Origin of the sequence: Tropicimonas aquimaris, assembly GCF_042676185.1 — a bacterium.
GTDB classification, from domain to species: domain Bacteria; phylum Pseudomonadota; class Alphaproteobacteria; order Rhodobacterales; family Rhodobacteraceae; genus Tropicimonas; species Tropicimonas aquimaris.
On sequence record NZ_JBHTJT010000025.1, the window covers coordinates 15511 to 34238 of the forward strand.

The 18728-nt window shown below is 64.6% G+C and carries 17 protein-coding genes; 5 read left to right on the forward strand and 12 right to left on the reverse strand.

What is annotated here, in order from left to right; genetic code table 11:
* Nucleotides 1–768: 768 nt before the first annotated feature.
* The 10 genes from ACFQ2S_RS13340 to ACFQ2S_RS13385 form a co-directional block, all read right to left on the reverse strand.
* On the reverse strand, nt 769–1878 hold the full coding sequence (locus ACFQ2S_RS13340) for a mandelate racemase/muconate lactonizing enzyme family protein (protein WP_386075155.1): 1110 nt from the start codon (nt 1876–1878) through the stop codon (nt 769–771).
* Between the two features lie 102 nt (nt 1879–1980).
* Nucleotides 1981–2988, reverse strand: a complete 1008-nt coding sequence (locus tag ACFQ2S_RS13345; protein ID WP_386075157.1) for a C-terminal binding protein — start codon at nt 2986–2988, stop codon at nt 1981–1983.
* A 31-nt stretch (nt 2989–3019) separates the two neighbouring features.
* The gene (locus ACFQ2S_RS13350; protein WP_386075158.1) at nt 3020–3778 is read right to left on the reverse strand and encodes an SDR family oxidoreductase; all 759 of its coding nucleotides are present in this window, start codon (nt 3776–3778) and stop codon (nt 3020–3022) included.
* Nucleotides 3779–3798: 20 nt separating this feature from the next.
* Nucleotides 3799–4821 carry a zinc-dependent alcohol dehydrogenase gene (locus ACFQ2S_RS13355; protein ID WP_386075160.1) on the reverse strand — a complete coding sequence of 341 codons (1023 nt, stop codon included), beginning with the start codon at nt 4819–4821 and terminating at the stop codon, nt 3799–3801.
* Between the two features lie 151 nt (nt 4822–4972).
* A complete protein-coding gene (locus ACFQ2S_RS13360; RefSeq protein ID WP_386075161.1) occupies nt 4973–6085 on the reverse strand; it encodes a mandelate racemase/muconate lactonizing enzyme family protein in 1113 nt (370 codons plus the stop codon).
* Nucleotide 6086: 1 nt separating this feature from the next.
* A complete protein-coding gene (locus tag ACFQ2S_RS13365) occupies nt 6087–7082 on the reverse strand; it encodes an ABC transporter permease (RefSeq protein WP_089234572.1) in 996 nt (331 codons plus the stop codon).
* Nucleotides 7083–7087: 5 nt separating this feature from the next.
* Nucleotides 7088–8044, reverse strand: coding sequence for an ABC transporter permease (locus ACFQ2S_RS13370; protein WP_386075163.1), 957 nt, complete (start codon nt 8042–8044; stop codon nt 7088–7090).
* 44 nt (nt 8045–8088) lie between these two features.
* Complete coding sequence (locus tag ACFQ2S_RS13375) at nt 8089–9612, reverse strand: sugar ABC transporter ATP-binding protein (RefSeq protein WP_386075164.1); 1524 nt, start codon at nt 9610–9612, stop codon at nt 8089–8091.
* 61 nt (nt 9613–9673) lie between these two features.
* Nucleotides 9674–10648, reverse strand: a complete 975-nt coding sequence (locus ACFQ2S_RS13380) for an ABC transporter substrate-binding protein (RefSeq protein ID WP_089234575.1) — start codon at nt 10646–10648, stop codon at nt 9674–9676.
* Between the two features lie 58 nt (nt 10649–10706).
* Nucleotides 10707–12173 (reverse strand): aldehyde dehydrogenase family protein, encoded by a 1467-nt coding sequence (locus ACFQ2S_RS13385; protein WP_386075165.1) that lies wholly within the window; start codon nt 12171–12173, stop codon nt 10707–10709.
* A gap of 179 nt (nt 12174–12352) precedes the next feature.
* Here ACFQ2S_RS13385 and ACFQ2S_RS13390 point away from each other — a divergent pair, with 179 nt between their 5' ends.
* From ACFQ2S_RS13390 to ACFQ2S_RS13410, 5 genes are all read left to right on the forward strand, one after another.
* On the forward strand, nt 12353–13090 hold the full coding sequence (locus ACFQ2S_RS13390) for an FCD domain-containing protein (RefSeq protein ID WP_386075166.1): 738 nt from the start codon (nt 12353–12355) through the stop codon (nt 13088–13090).
* Between the two features lie 24 nt (nt 13091–13114).
* A complete protein-coding gene (locus ACFQ2S_RS13395) occupies nt 13115–14737 on the forward strand; it encodes a GMC family oxidoreductase (protein WP_386075168.1) in 1623 nt (540 codons plus the stop codon).
* A 98-nt stretch (nt 14738–14835) separates the two neighbouring features.
* Complete coding sequence (locus tag ACFQ2S_RS13400; protein ID WP_089234578.1) at nt 14836–15825, forward strand: sialic acid TRAP transporter substrate-binding protein SiaP; 990 nt, start codon at nt 14836–14838, stop codon at nt 15823–15825.
* Between the two features lie 65 nt (nt 15826–15890).
* Nucleotides 15891–16445 carry a TRAP transporter small permease gene (locus ACFQ2S_RS13405; RefSeq protein ID WP_386075170.1) on the forward strand — a complete coding sequence of 185 codons (555 nt, stop codon included), beginning with the start codon at nt 15891–15893 and terminating at the stop codon, nt 16443–16445.
* A gap of 10 nt (nt 16446–16455) precedes the next feature.
* Complete coding sequence (locus tag ACFQ2S_RS13410) at nt 16456–17733, forward strand: TRAP transporter large permease (RefSeq protein ID WP_386075172.1); 1278 nt, start codon at nt 16456–16458, stop codon at nt 17731–17733.
* Here the strand turns inward: ACFQ2S_RS13410 and ACFQ2S_RS13415 are convergent.
* Both ACFQ2S_RS13415 and ACFQ2S_RS13420 read right to left on the reverse strand, forming a co-directional pair.
* Nucleotides 17663–18106, reverse strand: a complete 444-nt coding sequence (locus ACFQ2S_RS13415; protein ID WP_386075174.1) for an HAD hydrolase-like protein — start codon at nt 18104–18106, stop codon at nt 17663–17665. The genes ACFQ2S_RS13410 and ACFQ2S_RS13415 overlap by 71 nt on opposite strands.
* A gap of 6 nt (nt 18107–18112) precedes the next feature.
* A complete protein-coding gene (locus tag ACFQ2S_RS13420) occupies nt 18113–18553 on the reverse strand; it encodes a hypothetical protein (RefSeq protein ID WP_386075175.1) in 441 nt (146 codons plus the stop codon).
* Nucleotides 18554–18728: the final 175 nt, after the last annotated feature.

Consider the following 18728-nt stretch of genomic DNA (forward strand, 5'->3'; position numbering starts at 1 on the left):
CAAGTTTGCAGACGGCGCCGGCATTCGGGCTTTTTGCTTGAAGGTCCACCTTGCGAGAGTTGGAAGTAGGATCTCGTCTCTAACCGCCTTCTACCCGGGGACTTGCCGAAACACCTTCGGATCGAAGCTGGCTGCGGCGAGCAACCCGCCCCAAAGCGCGCCAGGAATTCCTGTGCTCACAACGTCCAGACCAGCCAGGAACAGGCCCGGCACTGGCGTTCTAGTTTGCAACGCTCCGCTCATGACGCGCTCGGGCGTGATGTCCAGTCCTTAGAATGCGCCCCCGGCGATGCTTTGTGATCGCGTTGGTCGTGAGTTGTGTCGAGAGACGTCGGAACACGACAAGTCCGGCCAGGTCCGGCAAGAATGCTTCGAACTGCGTAAACATCGCTTTCTCGACCCGGTCCTTGAACGACCGGTAGTCATCGTCGCGTGCGCTCAGCTTCATGTCGGCCTGTTTCTACCCCACCGTCCAGTCGGTCCAGGCCATGATTTCGCCGGCTTCAGCACCTTCGACGGGTTCGTTCCTGACATCACGATGCAGCCGTCCGAATTCTGCGGGCTCAAACTCTTGTGGAACTGGGTATTCATTCTTGCGGAACGTCCCTTGGTCGGCGCGACGGTGGTTGCTGCGCTATCCTGGTCACTCGGTTCGAGGACCATACAGTTGCCGTCCCGATTCGTGCCCAGAGTCTTGCTGGCGTTCACCCTGAGGCTTGCCGTGGCCCTTCGAAATGTACGATCTCAACCGATCCACATGCTCGTCGTTCAGTCAGAGATATCAATCGGCGTCATCACGCCTTCGCGATGGATGGCGTCCCAATCCCAGGCGATTCCGATCCCCGGTTCCGGCGAGGGCCGTGCCAGCCCGCCTTCGATGGTCATCCCTTCGGGGGCGATGAAGTCGAGCTGCGGGATGTACTCGAGCCAGCGCGCGTTCTCCACGGCGCAGACCAGGCTGACGTGCAGCTCCATCAGGAAATGCGGGCAGATCGGGACGTTGTAGGCCTCGGCCAGGTGGGCGATCTTCAGCCAGGGCGTGATGCCGCCCACGCGCGCGACATCCGCCTGCACGATGCTGGCGCCGCCGGCCTCGAGATATTCCTTGAACTGGGAGAGCGAGTACATGCTCTCGCCCACCGCAACCGGCACCGATGTCCGCGCGGCCAGATTGGCATGGGCGGTGACATTGTCGGCCGGAAGAGGTTCCTCGAACCAGGCGATGCCCGCCTCCTCCAGGACCCGGGACCGCCGGATCGCTTCCGGCAGGGTGAAGCTCTGGTTGGCGTCGACCATGATCTCGTAGCCGGGTCCCACAGCCTCTCGCAGCGCCATCAGCCGGGCGCGATCTTCTGACAGATGCGGCTTGCCGATCTTGATCTTGGAGCCGAGAAAACCGCGCGCCTGAACCGCGAGAGCGTCCTCGATGAGCGCCTCCGGCTGGATGTGAAGCCAGCCGCCCTCGGTGGAGTAGAGCGGAATGGTCTCGCGCGCGCCACCTGCCATGAGCCACAGCGGCAACCCCGCGCGCCGGCATCTGAGATCCCAGAGCGCCATGTCCACGGCCGCCATCGACAGCGACGTGATCGCTCCGACGGCGGTCGCATGGGTGGCAAAGAGCATGTCGTGCCAGATCCCCTGGATCGCCTCCGCATCCCGCCCGATCAGCAACGGCACGAGGGTGCGCTCCAACAGCTTGATCACGGACGGGCCACCCGTGCCGATCGTGTAGGTATAGCCGGTCCCCACGGCACCGTCCGCATCCGTGATGCGGACCATCGGCGTTTCCTGGCTCTGGAAGGACTGGATGGCGTCCGTACGAAGCACCTTGGGCTTCAGATCCACCATGAAGATCTCGACGCGCTCGATCCGGGCCATTTCTCATATCCCAATTGTTATGGCACCACCGGCGATCCGCCGGCGTCGTTCGTTGGTCTCAACTCGGTAACATTGATCCACGGCAGGCTTTCACGCCGCCGGTCAGCTCTCGGCGCTACCTGCAAGGCTGGTGGCGGTGCTCCGCTCGCTCGTGTCCAGCGCGTTGACCGGATAGCGCGGCGCCTCGCCCCTGGCGAAGCGAACGGCCTCCTCGGCGACCTTGCGTTTGAGCTCCTGCGCGGATTCCTCCGAGTACCAGCCCATGTGCGGCGTCACGATGCAGTTGTCGAAGCGCAGCAGCGGCGAACTTGCCGCGAGCGGTTCGGATTCGACCACGTCGATGCCCGCCCCGCCCAGCTTGCCGGAGGCAAGCGCCTCGGCGAGCGCCTCCTCGTCGATGATGCCGCCGCGGGCCGTGTTGATCAGGATCGCGCCGGTCTTCATCCGCGCGATAGCGTCCCGATCGAGGATGCCGCGGGTTTCGTTCGACAGCGGGCAATGGACGGAGATCACGTCGGCCTCGCGCAGCAACTCGTCGAAGTCGACCTCGTCGGTTCCCGGAAGCTGGCGGCACACCCCCGGCTTGTACGGATCGCAGAGCACCACGCGGCAGCCCAGCGCGGAGGCCTTCTCGGCGAAAAGCCGTCCGATCCGCCCGACCCCGAGGACGCCGACCGTCATGTCCTTGACCCTGCGAACGGGGATCGTGAGCCGGTAGTCCCACTCCCCCCGGTGCGCGGCCGCCGAGATCATCGGGATCTTGCGCACGAGGGCGAGCATCAGCCCGAGCGCATGGTCGGAGACCTCGTACATCCCGTAGTCCGGTACATTGCAGACCTGTACGCCGTGGCGCGTCGCGGCCTCGAGATCGACGGTATCAACGCCCACGCCGTAGCGCACGATGATCCCGAGCGACGGCCTGAGCGCCGCCAGCACCCGGTCGGTGAACGGACCGTACTGCGTGAGAATGGCGTTGGCCCCCTCGCACTGGGCGATCAGGTCGTTCTCGCTTCGGCAGGCGTAGTGCTCGAACCCGAGTCCGGCGTCGGAGAGGACCTTCTGCTCGATGCTCATCGACTCGTGGTCGCAATCGGAGACTACAATCTTCATCAGACCTTCTTTCAGTTGCTTTGTATCGGGGTCAGCGGCCGAGGTAGCCGCCGTCCACCGGAAGGATTGCGCCGTTCACGTAGTCCGACGCTCCGGAGGCAAGGAACAGCAGCGGGCCCTTCATGTCCTCGGCCGTGCCCCAGCGGTGCGCCGGGATGCGTGCGGAGATCTCTGCATTGCGCCCGGCGTCGGCGAGCAGGGCGCTGTTCATGTCGGTCGCCATGTAGCCCGGGGCGATCGCGTTCACGCAGATCCCGCGTCCTGCCCATTCGTTGGCCAGCGCCTTGGTGAGCTGGGCGATGCCGCCCTTGCTCGCCGCGTAGGCCGGCACGGTCAGTCCGCCGAAAAAGCTGAGGAGCGAGGCGACGTTGATGATCTTGCCGCCGCCCTGCGGCAGCATCACCCTCGCCGCGCGCTGGCAAAGATCGAACACGGCGGTCAGGTTCACCTCCAGCACGCCGGACCAGTCCTCGAGCGGGAAATCCTCGCTCTTGTGGCGGCGCTGGACGCCCGCGGCGGTGACCAGGACGTCCAGCCGCCCACCCAGAAGCGCAAGCGCTTCGTCGAAGCCCCGACCCCGCGCAATGGCGTGAGAGAGGTCCACGACGAGCCCGTGACAGGCCAGCCCCCGCTCCCGGAACGCACCCGCCACGTTGTGCACGCTGTCGCCGGACCCGAAGATCACCACTTCCGCGCCTGCTTCGAGCAGGGCTTCCGCCATGCCCTTGCCAAGGCCGCGCGTCCCACCGGTCACGATCGCCTTCCGGCCCTCGAGGTCGAACATGTTCATCGCCGCAAACCCCTCTTCCGTCACGCCTGGCAGTCCACGAGCACCTTGACGGCGTTCACGTCCGGATCGGCGATCATGTCGAAGACGCTTGCGGATCCCGAGAGCGGCACCTTCTGGGTGATCACCTTCTCCAGATCCGACGCGAGCGTTTCGGCATAGGCCACCGACATCCCGAATTCGCGCAGCGTGTAGACGCGGGAGCCGACCAGAATCTGCTCCTTGAAGTTCATGTCGCGCAGGTCCACCGCCCGCGGTTCCTTGTGGATCCCGGTCATGCAGATCGTGCCGCCGACGCGGGCGATCTTCGTCATCTCCGCCGCCGCGCTTGCGACGCCGGAGCATTCGAACACGATGTCGACGCCCTCGCCTTCGGTGCTTGCGCTGATGTAGTCGACAAGACTGGTCTGCCCGACATTCACCGTCTCGAACCCGAACTCGCGGCAGAGCGCGAGACGCGCCTCGTCGACATCGGAGATCACGATGCGCGAGGCGCCGGAATGCTTGAGCACGATCGCGGTCAGGACGCCGATCGGCCCGGCGCCGGTGACGACCGTCGTGTCGAGCAGGTTGAACCGGGCCTGGTGCAGAGACCGCACCACGACGGCCAGCGGCTCGACCAGCGCGGCGATCTCGTCGGAGACTGAATCCGGAACCTTGAAGAGCACGTCCTCGTCGATCCAGGCATAGTCGGCCATGCCGCCATCGCGGTCGATGCCGATGAGCTTGAGCGTCTCGCAGACATGCGGCTGGCCGGTCCGGCAGGGCAGGCAGTGACCGCAGGACAGCAGCGGATAGGCGACGACGCGGTCGCCGGCGGCAAAGCGGCCGGAGCCGTCCTTGACCACCTCGACAGCACCGACGAACTCGTGCCCGAGGACCAGCGGCGCCTTGGCGCGCGGGTGCTTGCCGGCGAAGATGCCGATATCCGTCCCGCAAACGCCGCAGAAACGCATCCTGACCTTTGCCTGTCCGCTGCGACCTTCCGGGACCGGAACGTCCTGCACCTCGACCTTCTTCGGGCCCGTGTAGACCAGCGCCTTCATCTTTTCTTACTCCTCTGGAAACGACAGCCGGCATCGCGTCGACCCATCGCATGTTCGTTTGATCCAGCGCATCGGGGACGCGCCTGTTACTTGATCCGCCGACAAGCCGCCGCGTCCGTCCCGGCTGCGCGGGACGAACGCGTCACGCTCGTCATGCGCTTGCTCTCGAGGCCTCCTGCTCCGCAGCGGCTTCAAGCTTGTCCCAGTCGAAGGTGACGCCGATGCCCGGCGTGCCAGGCGCCACCGCCAGATGGTCCTGCAGCACGACGGGGCGGGTCGTGTAGCGGTCGATGGGGAAGGAATGCAGCTCGATCCATCCCGCGTTGGGCTGGGCGGAGACGAGGCTCACGTGCAATTCCTGCATGCCGTGGCTGCAGATTGGGATTCCGTGTTGGCGGGACAGGTCGGCGACGCGGAGCCACCCGGTGATACCGCCGCAATTCGACGCATCGGGCTGCACAAATGACAGCCCGGCCTGCTCGAAGGCGTATTCGAACTCGTGGATCGTGTGGAGGTTCTCGCCCATCGCCAGCGGCATGCCCGTCGCTTCGGCAATCCGGCCGAAACCCGCGTAGTCGTCCGGAATGGTCGGCTCCTCGAACCACATCAGGTTGAAGGGCTCAAAGGCGCGCGCCGCCTCGATCGCCTGCTCGACACTCATCGAGTAGTTGGCGTCGACCATGAAGGCGACCTCGGGGCCGATCAGGTCGCGCACCGCGGCGATGCGCTCGACGTCCTCGGCAAGCGTCGGCTGGCCGATCTTGATCTTCACGCCGTTCGCCCCGGCCGCAAGATAGCCGCGGATCGAGGCGAGCAGCTTCGGCAGGGAGAAGTTGAGGTCGATGCCGCCGAAATACGCATTGCAACGGTCGGAGGCACCGCCTGCGACCTGCCACAGCGGCTTGCCGAGACGCTTGCAACGGGCGTCCCAGAGCGCGATGTCCACCGCCGAGATCGCGAAGGAGGCGATGCCGCCGCGCGCGACGTAATGCATGTGCCACTGCATCGCGTCGTAGAGCGCCTCCACGTCGTCCCCGTCCCGGCCCAGCACGAACGGCGCGAGGTCGTATTCGATCATCGCCAGGATCGACCGCCCGCCGCGCCCGCCGGTATAGGTGTAGCCGGTGCCCACCGTGCCGTCGGAAAGCGTGACGGTCGCGGTGATCAGCTCGAAATGGGAATGATCGCCGTGCTTGGCGTCGGTCAGGATCTCGTCGAGCGGAACCGCGAAGCACCGTGCGTCGAGCGACTTGATTGCTGGCATCTCAGGCTCCCTGTTTCGCCGCGGCCCGCGAGAAGCGGGACTGCAGGAGGATGACCACGAAGAGGAACATGCCGCGCACGACCATCTGCCAATAGGCGGAGAAGCTGATCACGCCGCGTCCGTTCTCGAAATTGAGGATGTTGAAGACAAGACCCAGCAACAGCGCGCCGGCGACCGTTGCGGGAACGGAACCGAGGCCGCCGGTCAGCAGCGTGCCGCCGACCACGACCGACGCGATGGCCGAAAGCTCCCAGCCCACCCCTTCGAGCGGCTGACCTGCACCGAAGCCGGAAGCGAGGATCACACCGGCAAGCCCGGCGCAGCCGCCGGACAGGATGTAGACGAAGGCCTTGGCCCGGTCGACGGGCAGGCCCATCATCCGGGTCGCGTCCTCGCCGCCGCCGATTGCCTCGACCGTGCGTCCGATGGAGGTCTTTTCCAGCACAACCCACAGGCCCACGGCTAGCACCATGACCACGATGATCGACCAAGGCAGCAGCCCGCCGACATTGCCCATTCCGAACTTGGTGAAGTTCGACCCCCAGTCGACAGAGATCGTCTGCCGCCCGGAAATCACCAGCGCGCCGCCCTTGGCGCCCAGCATCGTCGCCAGGGTGGCGATGAATGGCGGGATGCGCATCTTGATGACGAAGAACGCATTGAGCGCGCCGATCGCCATGCCGGCCAGGATTCCGCCCGGAAGCGCCACCTGGATGCCGTAGGGTGACAGGTAGGCCACGCAGACCGAGGTGAAGGCCACCACCGACCCCACCGAGAGGTCGATGCCGCCGGTCATGATGACGAAGCACATGCCGAGCGAGATGGCGATGAACATCGAGTTGTAGTTCAGGAAAGAGCTGATGTTGTAGGCGCCGGTGAAGTTGTCGTAGCGCAGCGCACCGAACAGGATCATCGCCACGAGCGCGATCCACACGCCGACGGACTGGCCGTTGCCTTGCAGGTATTTCCGGAGATCGAACGCGTTGGTATCGAGCATGCCGTTCACTCCTTCCGGCCTTGCTGGACGTAAACGGCCAGCACGATGATGCCAGCCTTGGCGATGAGCGCGACCTCGTCGGCAACGCCGTTGGCCAGCAGCGTGTACTTCACCAGCTGGATGATGATTGCGCCAAGGATCGCCCCGAAGATCGGCGCCTTGCCGCCCATCAGAAGGGTGCCGCCGACGACGGCCGCCGCGATGGCGTCGAGCTCCATCAGGTTGCCGATCCGCGCGGCGTCGGAGGCGGAGTTGATCGCAACGACGATCAGCCCGGCGATCCCGGACAGCCCGGCGGAGATGACATAGACGCCGATCTTCACGCGCCGCACCGGTGTTCCGGTCAGCCGTGCCGCCTTTTCGTTGCCACCGACGGCAAGGATGCGGCGGCCGAACATAGTCCGGTTCACGACCCACCAGAAGACAACCGCGATCACCAGCACCAGCCAGCCCTGGAACGGCAGCCCCAGGATCTTTCCGGTGCCGATGTAGGAAAAGCCCGGGTGGCTGAAGGTCTGCAGGTTGCCGTTGGTCAGCACCTGCGCGATCCCGCGCCCGGAAATGAAGAAGATGAGCGTGGCGATGATCGGCTGGACGCCGAGATAGGCCACGAGCACGCCGTTGAAGAGCCCGCAGACCAGCGCCACGAGAATGGGTACGGCGATCGACAGCGCCAGTCCGAGCGACGGGTTCGCCTGGGCGAAGTCCGACAGGAAGATGAGCGGCGCCAGCGCGCCGGCCACGGCCATCACCGCGCCGACGCTGAGATCGATCCCCGCGGTCGCGATCACCAGTGTCATGCCGACGGCAACGATGGCGATGGTGGCCACCTGGCTGATGTTCACGAACAGGGTCTGCAGCTGCAGGAAGTTGGGCGTGATCAGGATGTTGATGAGAAGAAGCAGCGCGAGCGCAATGAGGCCGCCATGCCTCGAGAGCCGTTTCCAGTCTAACCCGTTCATGGCGAGGCTCCTGCTCTGGGGGGAGGGCGTCTGGGCCTGGTCGGTCATGCCGCCGCCCCCTCGTGGGATTGCGCGATGGCGCCGATCAGTTTCTCCTCGGTGATGCCAGGGTTGCGCAGCTCGGTGACCGAGACGCCGTCCTGTAGCACGACGATGCGGTCCGCACCCTCGACGAGCTCCTCGAACTCCGAGGAGATCAGAAGCACGCCGACGCCCTTCTCGACGTATTCCCGGATGATCGACTGGATCTCGAACTTGGCGCCGACGTCCACGCCGCGCGTCGGCTCGTCGAGGATGAGCAGGTCCGGTTCCAGCGCGAGCCACCGGGCGAGCAACACCTTCTGCTGGTTGCCTCCCGACAGTTCGCGGATCGGTTGCTCGATGCTGGCAAGCTTGATGCCGAGCGCGTCGACGAACTTCTTGACGATCTCCTCCTCGCGCGCCCGGTCGAGCGAGAATTTCCCGGCCAGCGCCGGCAACAAGGCGAGCGTCATGTTCTCGCGGACCGACATTTCCGGCACGATCCCTTCGGCCTTGCGGTCCTCCGTCAGGAAGCCGACGCCGCCGCGGATCGCCTCGGCGGGATCGGAGAAGCCGGCCGGCGTGCGATGCGTGCTGACGGTGCCGGCGCTCAGCTTGTCGAGACCGAAGATCGCCCGCGCGGCTTCGGTCCGTCCGGATCCGAGCAGCCCGCCAAGCCCGACGATCTCGCCCTTGTGGACGGAGACCGACACGTCCCGCAGCATCCGCCGGGTCGAGAGGTTCCGTGCGTCGAGCAGCAATTCGCCGGCCTCGCCCTTGCCGCCGCCGAGATCGGTCATGCCGGCAGCGGCGATTTCTTCCGGGTCGCGACCGAGCATGTCGGCGATCAGTCCGAGCTTCGTGGTGGACGCGATCTCGCGCACCGCCACGGTCTGACCGTCGCGCATGATCGTGGCGCGGTCGCAGATGTGGAACAGCTCGTCGAGGAAGTGAGAGACATAGATCACCGACACGCCGCGCGCCTTCAGGCCACGCACCACGCCGAAGAGCGTCTCCACCTCGCGGTCGTCGAGCGAGGAGGTCGGTTCGTCCATGATCACCAGCCGGGCGTTCAGCGACACCGCGCGCGCGATCGCCGTGAGCTGCTGGATCGCGGTGGAGTAGCTGCCGAGCGGCCGGGTCACGTCGATGTCGATGCCGAAACCGGACAGGATCTCGCGCGTGCGGTCATGCGCGGCCTTCCAGTCGATGAAACCAAACCGGGTTCGGGGCTCGTAGCCCATGATGACGTTCTCGGTCACCGAGCGCAGAGGAACCAGGCTGAGCTCCTGGTAGATCGTCGCGATCCCGTTGTCCTGCGCCTCGCGAGGGGATTGGGCATTCAGCGGAGCGCCCTCGAATTCGATGTCTCCCGAGTCCTTGCGATAAACGCCGGTCAGGATCTTGATCAGGGTGGATTTTCCGGCGCCGTTCTGCCCGATGAGGGCATGAACCTCGCCAGCGGCAATTTCAAGTCCGGCAGATGAGAGCGCCACGACGCCCGCAAACGACTTGTTGATGCCCTGCATTCTCAGGAGCGGTTGCATCTGAGGCCTTTCGCCAGGTCCGCACGAGGGACGACCGAAGCCGTCCCCCGGCAGGGAGGAATCAGTATGCCTCGTCGATGTGATCGGCGGCATTTTCCTGGGTGAAGATGCGGTCCTTGACCTGCACCCACGGCTCGATCGTCTCGCCGGCGGCGTAGCGCTTCATCACTTCGCAGGCCAGCGGACCGAAGAACGGCGAGCTCTCCACCGTCACGCCCATCTTGCCGTCGATGATCGCCTGGAGCGCATCGCGGGTGCCGTCGATGGATACGACGAGCACGTCCTCCCCCGGCTTGCGGCCGGCGAGTTCCAGCGCCTGGATCGCGCCGATGGCCATCTCGTCGTTGTGGGCATAGACAATGTTCACGTCGGGATGGGCCTGCAGCAGGGTCTCCATGACCTGGCGTCCGAGGTCGCGGGCGAAATCGCCGGTCTGGCTGGCGACGATCTCGAAGCGGTCGTCCTGCAGGATACGGTCGTCGAAGCCCTTCTTGCGGTCATTTGCGGGCGAGGATCCGGTGGTGCCTTCGAGCTCGACAATGATGCCCTTGTCGCCCTTGAAGTTCTCGATGGTCCATTCCGCCACGCGACGGCCCTGGTCGATGAAGTCGGACCCAAGGAACGCGACGTAGTCCTCGCCGGCCTTGGCTACGTTCGGGTCGACGGAACGGTCGACGAGGAAGGTCGGGATACCGGCAGCCTTGGCCTTCATCACGGCGGGGATCAGCGGCTTCTCTTCACGCGGCGGCAGGAAGAGCACGTCGATGCCCTGGGCGATCATCGAGTCGACATCGGCAACCTGTTTCGCGGCGGAGCCGGCGGCGTCGGTCGCGATGAGGTCCCAGTTGCAGGCTTCCGCCGTGTCGTGGAACGACTTGGTTTCCGCGATCCGCCAGGGGTTGTTGGACTCCATCTGGCTGAAGCCGACCTTGTAACGGTCCTTCTGGGCGAGCGGGGGCGGCTCGGCGATCGCCGATACCGTCGTCAGGGCGAGGCCGAAGGCGATGGCCGTTCCCATGAGAATTCTACGTTTCATTTTGTCTCCTCCACTGTAAATGTCCGCCCCGTCCTCCCGGAGCGGAACGGTATTGGGGTCAACCCCAGTTGAGATAGGTGGTCTGCTTCCGCAGGTACCCATCAAATCCGTACTTGCCGTCCTCGCCGCCAAGCCCGGATTCCTTCCATCCCGTATGGAAACCCTGGACCTGCTCGCCATTGGCCCGGTTCAGGTAGATCTCGCCGAATTTCAGCGCGTAAGGCGTCTGCGCGATGCGCTTGTAGTCGCGCGTGAAGACATAGGCGGAGAGCCCGTAATCCGTGTCATTGGCCTGCGCGACGGCCTGCTCGAAACTGTCAACTGTGAGCACCGGGACGACGGGTCCGAAGACCTCGTTCCGAACCAGAGTCGAGGCGTTGTCCTTCACCGAAAGGACGGTCGGCGCCATCCAGTAGCCCCTGGCATGGGCGCCGTCCCGAAGCGGTCCGCCCTCCAGGAGAACCTCCGCCCCTTCCTCGCGCGCGGTCGCGATCATCGCGGCGACCTTGTCGACCTCGACGGCGCTGACCTTCGGCCCCATGTCCGGATCCGTCATCGGATCGCCGATCGTCAGGGCGCGCGAGCGCGCGACGAACTTCTCGAGGAATTCCTCGGCGATCGCGCTGTGAAGGTACATCCGCTCGTTGCAGGTGCAGATCTGGCCGCAATTGGTGTAGCGCGCGACGACCGCCGCCTCGACGGCGGCGTCGATGTCGGCGTCGTCCATCACGATGAACGGGGCCTTGCCGCCCAGTTCCAGCCGCAGGACCTTCATGGTCTGCGCACCGGTCTTGTAGATCTGTTTGCCTGCGCGGGTGCTGCCGGTCATCGTCACGAGGTCGGACAGGGGGCTCTCGACCAGCGCCTGCCCCACGACGGCGCCCCGGCCCGTCACCACGTTCACCACGCCCTTCGGAATGCCGGCCCGCTCCGCCAGGGCGCATATGAAGAGCCCGGAGAGCGGCGTGATCTCGTGCGCCAGCAGGACAAAGGTGTTGCCGGTAACGAGGGCCGGGCCAAGTTTACGTGCGCACAGCGCGGCGGGGTAGTTCCATGCCGTCAGCCCCACGACGACGCCGTGCGGGTGCCGTCGGACGTGGATCTCCTCGTCGGGATTGTCGGAGGCGACGATGTCGCCCTCGATACGCCGGGCACCGCCGGCCGCATGGCGCAGGAAGGTGAGCACGGCGCCGACCTCGCCGCGGGCCTGGCCGATAGGCTTTCCCTGTTCGAGCGTGATGATACGCGCCAGCTCCTCGGCGCGTGCTTCGACCTCGGCGGCAAGCGCCAGCACCGCCTCGCCACGGCGGATCGCCGGCAGCGCCGCCCAGGCAGGTTGCGCCCGCCGAGCGGCCTCAAGCGCGGCGATCGCGTCTTCGGCGGTCCCGTCGGGGATCGTCGCGATGATCGATTCGTCCGCCGGGTTGTCGACCTCGATCCGATCACCGCCACCTGCAACCCGGGCGCCATCGATGAGCATGCTGGCGTTGGAGATCGTGCCGGGGCTGAGGTCGAACAAGTCCATTCAGAGCTCCTCTTGGTCGGACCAAACTTTTCGGCACGCTACTCCCTGCTCGGACCGATCGTCAAGAAATTTTGTAGAATGGCCTATTATTGGTCAAAGATGTAAGTTTTTGGATTGAAATAGGCGCGAATCGCGAGTAGTGGCTTTATTATGATTAGACCAAATGATGGGAGGTCGGCGTGAGTGAGGAGGACAGCCGGGGTGTTCTGGAGGCCGCGCACTCGGGTGGCCGCGCATCGGACACCATCGTCGACAGGCTCCAGCACCAGATCCTGTCGGGCGAGTTGCCTGACAAGTCGCCACTCCCTTCGGAGCGCGACCTGATGGAGCGTTTCTCGGCCAGCCGTACCGTCATTCGCGAGGCCGTGGCGACGCTGGCCAGTCGCGGGCTGCTGGATGCCAAGCCGCGCTTTCGCCCGATCGTCCGCAAGCCCGGCTACGACACGGCGCTGGCATCGGTCGGAAGCATTGTCGAGTTGCTTCTGGAGCAGAAGGGCGGCGTCGGGTCGCTGTTTCAAAGCCGGGTGTTCGTCGAGCGCGGCCTGGTGCGTGACGCTGCGGTCTCGGCCGGCAAGAGCGACATCGCCAACCTGAAGGACGCCCTTCAGAGGAACCAGGACGCGATCGAGGATTCCAACGTCTTCTATGCGACCGACGTGGCGTTCCACGCGGTTCTTTACCAGATCCCGCGCAACCCGATCTTTCCGACCCTTCACAACGCCTACGCCACCTGGCTGGCGCCGCACTGGAGTCGGATGCTGCGGTCGCCGGAACGCAACCGCGTCAACTATGCCAGCCATGAAACGATCTACATGGCCATTCTCGAACGCGATCCCGATGCCGCGGAGGAGGCGCTCGTGGATCACCTGAACACAGCCTGGGAGCACGTCAGACAGACGTTCGGCGACGTGGGCTAGGGCCCCGGGCAGGGAGGAACATCGATGGAGAGCTTCGATCACATCGTCGTCGGCGGTGGTGCTTCCGGCTGCGTGATTGCGGCGCGGCTGGCCAGTGAAGGGGGCGCACGCGTGCTGCTGCTGGAGGCGGGCTATTCCCACCACCATCCGCTGCTCGACATGCCGCCGGGCATCTTCAAGATGATCAACGGCTCGAAGTACATGCGGTACCACAAGACGGTGCCGCAGGCGCACTTCCACGGCCGCCAGCACGATATCCCGCAGGGCCACGTGCTGGGCGGAGGATCGACCGTCAACGGACAGGTCTATATGCGCGGCCGTCCTTCCGACTACGACCGCTGGGACACCGCGCTCCGCGGCAGCCAGGACTACGTGCCCTGGGGGTTTGACGATGTCCTGCCGTCCTTCACGGGCATGGAGGACAACAACCGGCTTCTGAACGAGTACCACGGCGTCGGCGGGCCGCTGAAGGTGTCCGACCCGGGCTACATCGACCAATTGTCACGCGACTGGGTGCAGGCCGTTCAGGCGATGGGCGAACCGTTCAACTGCGACTTCTGCGGCCCCTCGCAGCGCGGCGCGGGCTACTACCAGTTCATGAACCGCGACGGGAAACGCTCCTCCTCGGCCTATTCCCACGTGGAGCCCCTGAAGAAAAATCCGAACCTGACGGTGCGACTGCAAAGCGAGGTGCATCGGGTGCTGATCGACGCCGGCCGCGCCGTCGGCGTCGTCTATGCCGACAGCAAGGGCTCCCTGCACGAGGTCCGCGCCGAGGGCGAGGTGATCGTGACCGCAGGGGCACTGGTGACGCCGAAGATCCTGATGCTGTCCGGCATCGGTCCGGCGGACCACCTGCGCGAGGTCGGCGTCGATGTCGAGCTCGACCTTCCGGGAGTGGGCAACAACCTGATCGACCATCCGGAAGTTCCGATCACCGCCTACACGAACGGCCCCTACGGCTACTTCAAGCAGGGCGAGGGCTGGCGGATGATCCTGAACGGGGTGCAGTTCAAGCTCTTCGGCTCCGGACGGGTCTGTTCGACCGGCGTCGAATGCGGCGCCTTCGTCAATCCCATCGATCGCGATGCCCCGCCGTCGATCCAGACCTTCTGCGTCGGCATGGTCTATATCGACCGCGACGCGCAGCACCTGGTGCAGGACCGGCACGGGATGACCGTGACGACCGTGGTGATCCAGCCCAAGTCGCGCGGCTGGGTCCGCCTTGCCTCCGACAATCCCGGCGACATGCCGCTGGTCCACCCGAACCTGCTGAGCCACGAAGACGACATGGAAACCATGGTCGCGGGCCAGAAGTTCTTCTGCGAGGTTTTCTCCAGGGAACCGCTGGCGTCGAAGATCGACCGGCTGGTTCTGCCGGATGCGGAGGCGCGGGCGACGGATGAAGGCATCCGCGAACACTGCCGGCGCTTCGTGAAGACGAACTACCACCCCTGCGCGACCACCAAGATGGGCCACGACGACGATCCCATGGCCGTTCTCGACCCGCGCCTCAGGGTGCGCGGCATCGAGGGCCTCAGGGTCTGCGACATGTCGGCGGTGCCCGACATCGTGGCCGGCAACACCAATGCACCGGCCATGATGATCGCCGATCGCTGCGCCGACATGATCCTGGGCGCGATCTAGCGCCCACGAACCCCGGGCGGGTCGACCTGGTCCGCCTTCCAATGCCGTGCCGGGCACGGTGTGGGGCAGGTGCCCCGAACCAGAAAAGGGAGAAGACCATGAAGCTCGACAGATTGTTCCGCGGGATTGCGGTCTCGGCGATGGCCGTGGCGGCCGCCAGTGTTGCGCAGGCCGCGGAAACGCTGAAGTTCGCGCATGTCTACGAGGTGAACCACCCGCTGCATATCGGCGCCGAACAGGTGGCGAAGGACGTGGCGGAGAAGACCGAGGGCCGTGTCGAGATCAAGGTCTTCCCGGCCTCTTCGCTCGGCAAGGAGCTCGAACTGTCCGAAGGGCTGTCGCTCGGCACCGTGGACATCATCTATACTGGCATCGGTTTCGTCTCGGCCTTCTACGCACCTATCGGCATGGCCGACTACCCGTTCACCCTGCGCGGCATGGATCACTGGCGCGCCTATCGTGACAGCGACCTGTTCAAGGAACAATCTGCCAAGCTCTCCGAGAACATGAACGGCAACGTCGTCGCGGCGCTCAGCTACTATGGCTCGCGTCACGTCACCTCCAACAAGCCGATCCTCGAACCGGCAGACATGGAAGGGTTGAAGATCCGCGTCCCGAACGCGCCGGCCTACCTGATCTTCCCCGAGGCCACCGGAGCCAACCCGACGCCGATGGCCTTCTCGGAAGTCTACCTCGCGCTCCAGCAAGGCGTGGTCGATGCGCAGGAGAACCCGTTGACGACGATCCAGGCCAAGAAGTTCCACGAGGTCCAGTCGAACATCAACCTGACCGGCCACATCATGAACTCGACGCTGACGCTGGTCTCCAAAGCCAAGCTCGACAAGCTCTCCGAAGGTGACCGCGAGATCCTTCTGCAGGCGCTCAAGGACAACGCCGACTACGTCACCGACACGATCGAGACGGCCGAGAACGAGCTGGCCAGCTGGTTCGAGGACCAGGGCATCACCGTCAACGTGGTCGACCGCGGCCCGTTCATGGAAGCCGTCGCGCCGGCGCTGACCGGCGACGGCGTGCCGTTCTCGAAGGAAGACTTCGAGGCGCTGCAGGCCCTGCCCGGCAACAACTGATCCGCACGCCACACGTCCGCTCCCGCAAGACGACGGGGGCGGACGCCCTTTGAAAGCTGGCCTACATGCAAGATTCCCCCGAGTTCTCCCATCCGGAGATCGACCTCAGCCAGATGGACATCGCGAGCGAAGATCTGTCGGACGTCTCACCGCTCGACATCCCGGTGATCATCCTCTTCGTCGTCTTGATCCTGATCGTGGCAACGCAATTCTTCACCCGATACGTCCTGAATGACAGCCTGGGCTGGACCGAGGAAATGGCCCGGTACCTGCTGATCGTCCTCGGGTTCGTCGGCTCGGTCACCTGTGTGCGCAAGGGATCGCACATCTATCTGGAATTCTTCTACCGCTACGTTCCCCGCGGAGCCATCAAGCCGATGGCCGTGACGGTGGAGATGATCACCGGCTTCTTCTTCGGCTACCTCGGCTATCTCGGGCTGGCGATGGTCGAGCGCACCGCCGGTCAGAAGATGATCACCGTGCCCTGGCCCAAGGCGATCATCTGGTACGTCGTCATGGCGGCCTGCGTGGCCATGGTTCTATACACGATCCGCAACATCGTCCGGCTGATCCATACGGATGCCGAGGATGTCGCCCACAACAAACTCGAAAATTTCTGAGGCTTGCCCGATGGAACTCACGATCATGTTCGTTTCGCTGGCGGTGATGCTGGTCATCGGCGTGCCGGTGGCCGTCTCGCTCGGGCTGGCCTCCCTTATCTATGTCCTGCTGTCAGACCTGCCGGACGTGGTGGTGTTCCACAACATGACCAACGGGATCAACTCCTTCCCGCTGCTCGCGATCCCGTTCTTCATTCTCGCCGGACACCTGATGAACACCGCCGGCATCACCACCAAGATCTTCAACTTCGCCCGCGCGATGGTGGGTTGGCTGCCCGGCGGGCTCGGGCACGTCAACGTCGGCGCCTCGGTGCTGTTCGCCGGCATGTCCGGTGCTGCCGTCGCCGATGCGGGCGGGCTCGGCAACGTGGAGATCAAGGCGATGCGGGACGCGGGCTACGACACCGACTTCTCGGTCGGGATCACCGCCGCGTCCTCGACGATCGGCCCGATCATCCCGCCCTCGCTGCCGCTGGTGATCTACGGGGTCATGGCTTCGGTCTCGATTGGCGAGTTGTTCGCGGCGGGGCTGGTGCCCGGACTGCTGATGGCCGTTGCGCTGATGGTCATGGTGGCCTGGCTCGCCAGGAAACGGAACTATCCGAAGGACGAGCGTTTCGAGCTCTGCCGGCTCTGGACCACGTTCAAGGAGGCCTTCCTGCCGCTGCTGACCCCCGGCATCATCATCGGCGGCATCGTCACCGGGGCCTTCACGCCGACCGAAGCCGCCGTCGCGGCGGTGGTTTATGCGCTGTTTCTAGGCCTCGTCGTCTATCGCTCCCTGAGTTGGCGGCACCTTGTCCGGGTCTCTATCGACACGATCGAAACCACGGCGGCGATCCTGATGATCGTCGCGGCGGCCGCGATCTTCGCCTGGATCCTTACCGCAAACCAGGTCGCCACAACGCTCGGCGATGCCCTGCTGGGGCTGACAACGAACAAGCAGATGGTGCTGCTGATCATGATGGCAATGGTGCTGGTGATCGGCCTTTTCATGGAGACGATCGCCGCGATCACCATCCTTGTGCCGGTGCTCCTGCCGATCGCGGCCCAGGTCGGCATCGATCCGGTTCACCTCGGCATCATCGTGATCCTCAACCTGATGATCGGCCTGCTGACCCCGCCCATCGGCATGGTCCTCTACGTGCTGGCCGAAGTCTCGGGCGTGAGTTTCGAGAAATGCGTGAAAGCCACGATGCCGTTCCTCGTGCCGCTCATCACTGTGCTGATGCTGATCGTCTTCTTCCCGCAGATCGCCCTGTTCCTGCCGGAGGCGTTTTATCGATAATGCAACGGCTAAGGGCGCGATCGGCAGTGGGGCCGCCCGTCACCTGACCAATTCTTTCCCCCCTGGTCCGCTCGTCGATAATCGTGTCCACGGCTTCCCGGACATCGTGCGCGGCAAGTGTCGGTCGAGGATTGAAGCGTATTTCGTCGCCTTCAGAGTACTTACCCTTGCGGACAAGGGCGCCCCTGCCGGGACCAGCAGACAGCATCCCAGCGACTTCGCTCTCCGCGTGATCTCTGATCATGACGGCCTCGGAGGAATCACAAGCCCAGGCTCGCAGTTCCTTCGAGAAAGAAGGCTTCCGCGGGCATGCCGAGCAGGAGCGCCTGCTTTCCGCTGGAGTACTCCAACGCACGCACCAGAGCCCCGGCATCGAGTCTCAGTTCGCCGTCGCCGTCCCGGAAACCCGGTGGGCCGCAATGGCGAGAAACGGTGCGTCTTGATAGATCTGATAGAAAGCCGCTTTCAAGCGCATGTAGGTGTTGAATGGGCCGGCATCTCCGACGACAACTGCCTTTGGGCCATCGAAAGCACGCCCTTCGAAGTCCTTTTCGAGATATGGGTGGAACATCAGATATGGCGAGTAGCCATGGGTCTCAAACTGTGCACAGGCAGTCGCCGCCGGGGTCAGGGACTCCCCGGACTCAGCCGCAGTTCCAAAAGACGCTAGTTTCTCATGGATCCAACGTTTCAGTTGACGGGTGGCGTTGGTCAAGATTCGAACTGAGATCCCCACTCGCCTCACCCCCGCGACCGCGTACTCCGAACCCGGGGTGAGCTTGGAGCCCTGGCAGAGTACGCCCGAGATGTCCAGCAGCACCCCTAGAATCGAGCTTGGCCTTCCCTCGCCGCAATCGATGTCGAGACCGTCCCATACATCACGCTTGACGCCCGAAAGCCCATGAAATAGGTGTCTAGGCCTCTGAGCGAGCGTTGTGTAGTGGTAAGACCTTAGCCTTCCAAGCAAAGTGCGTGAGTTTCATTGAGCTTCGCGC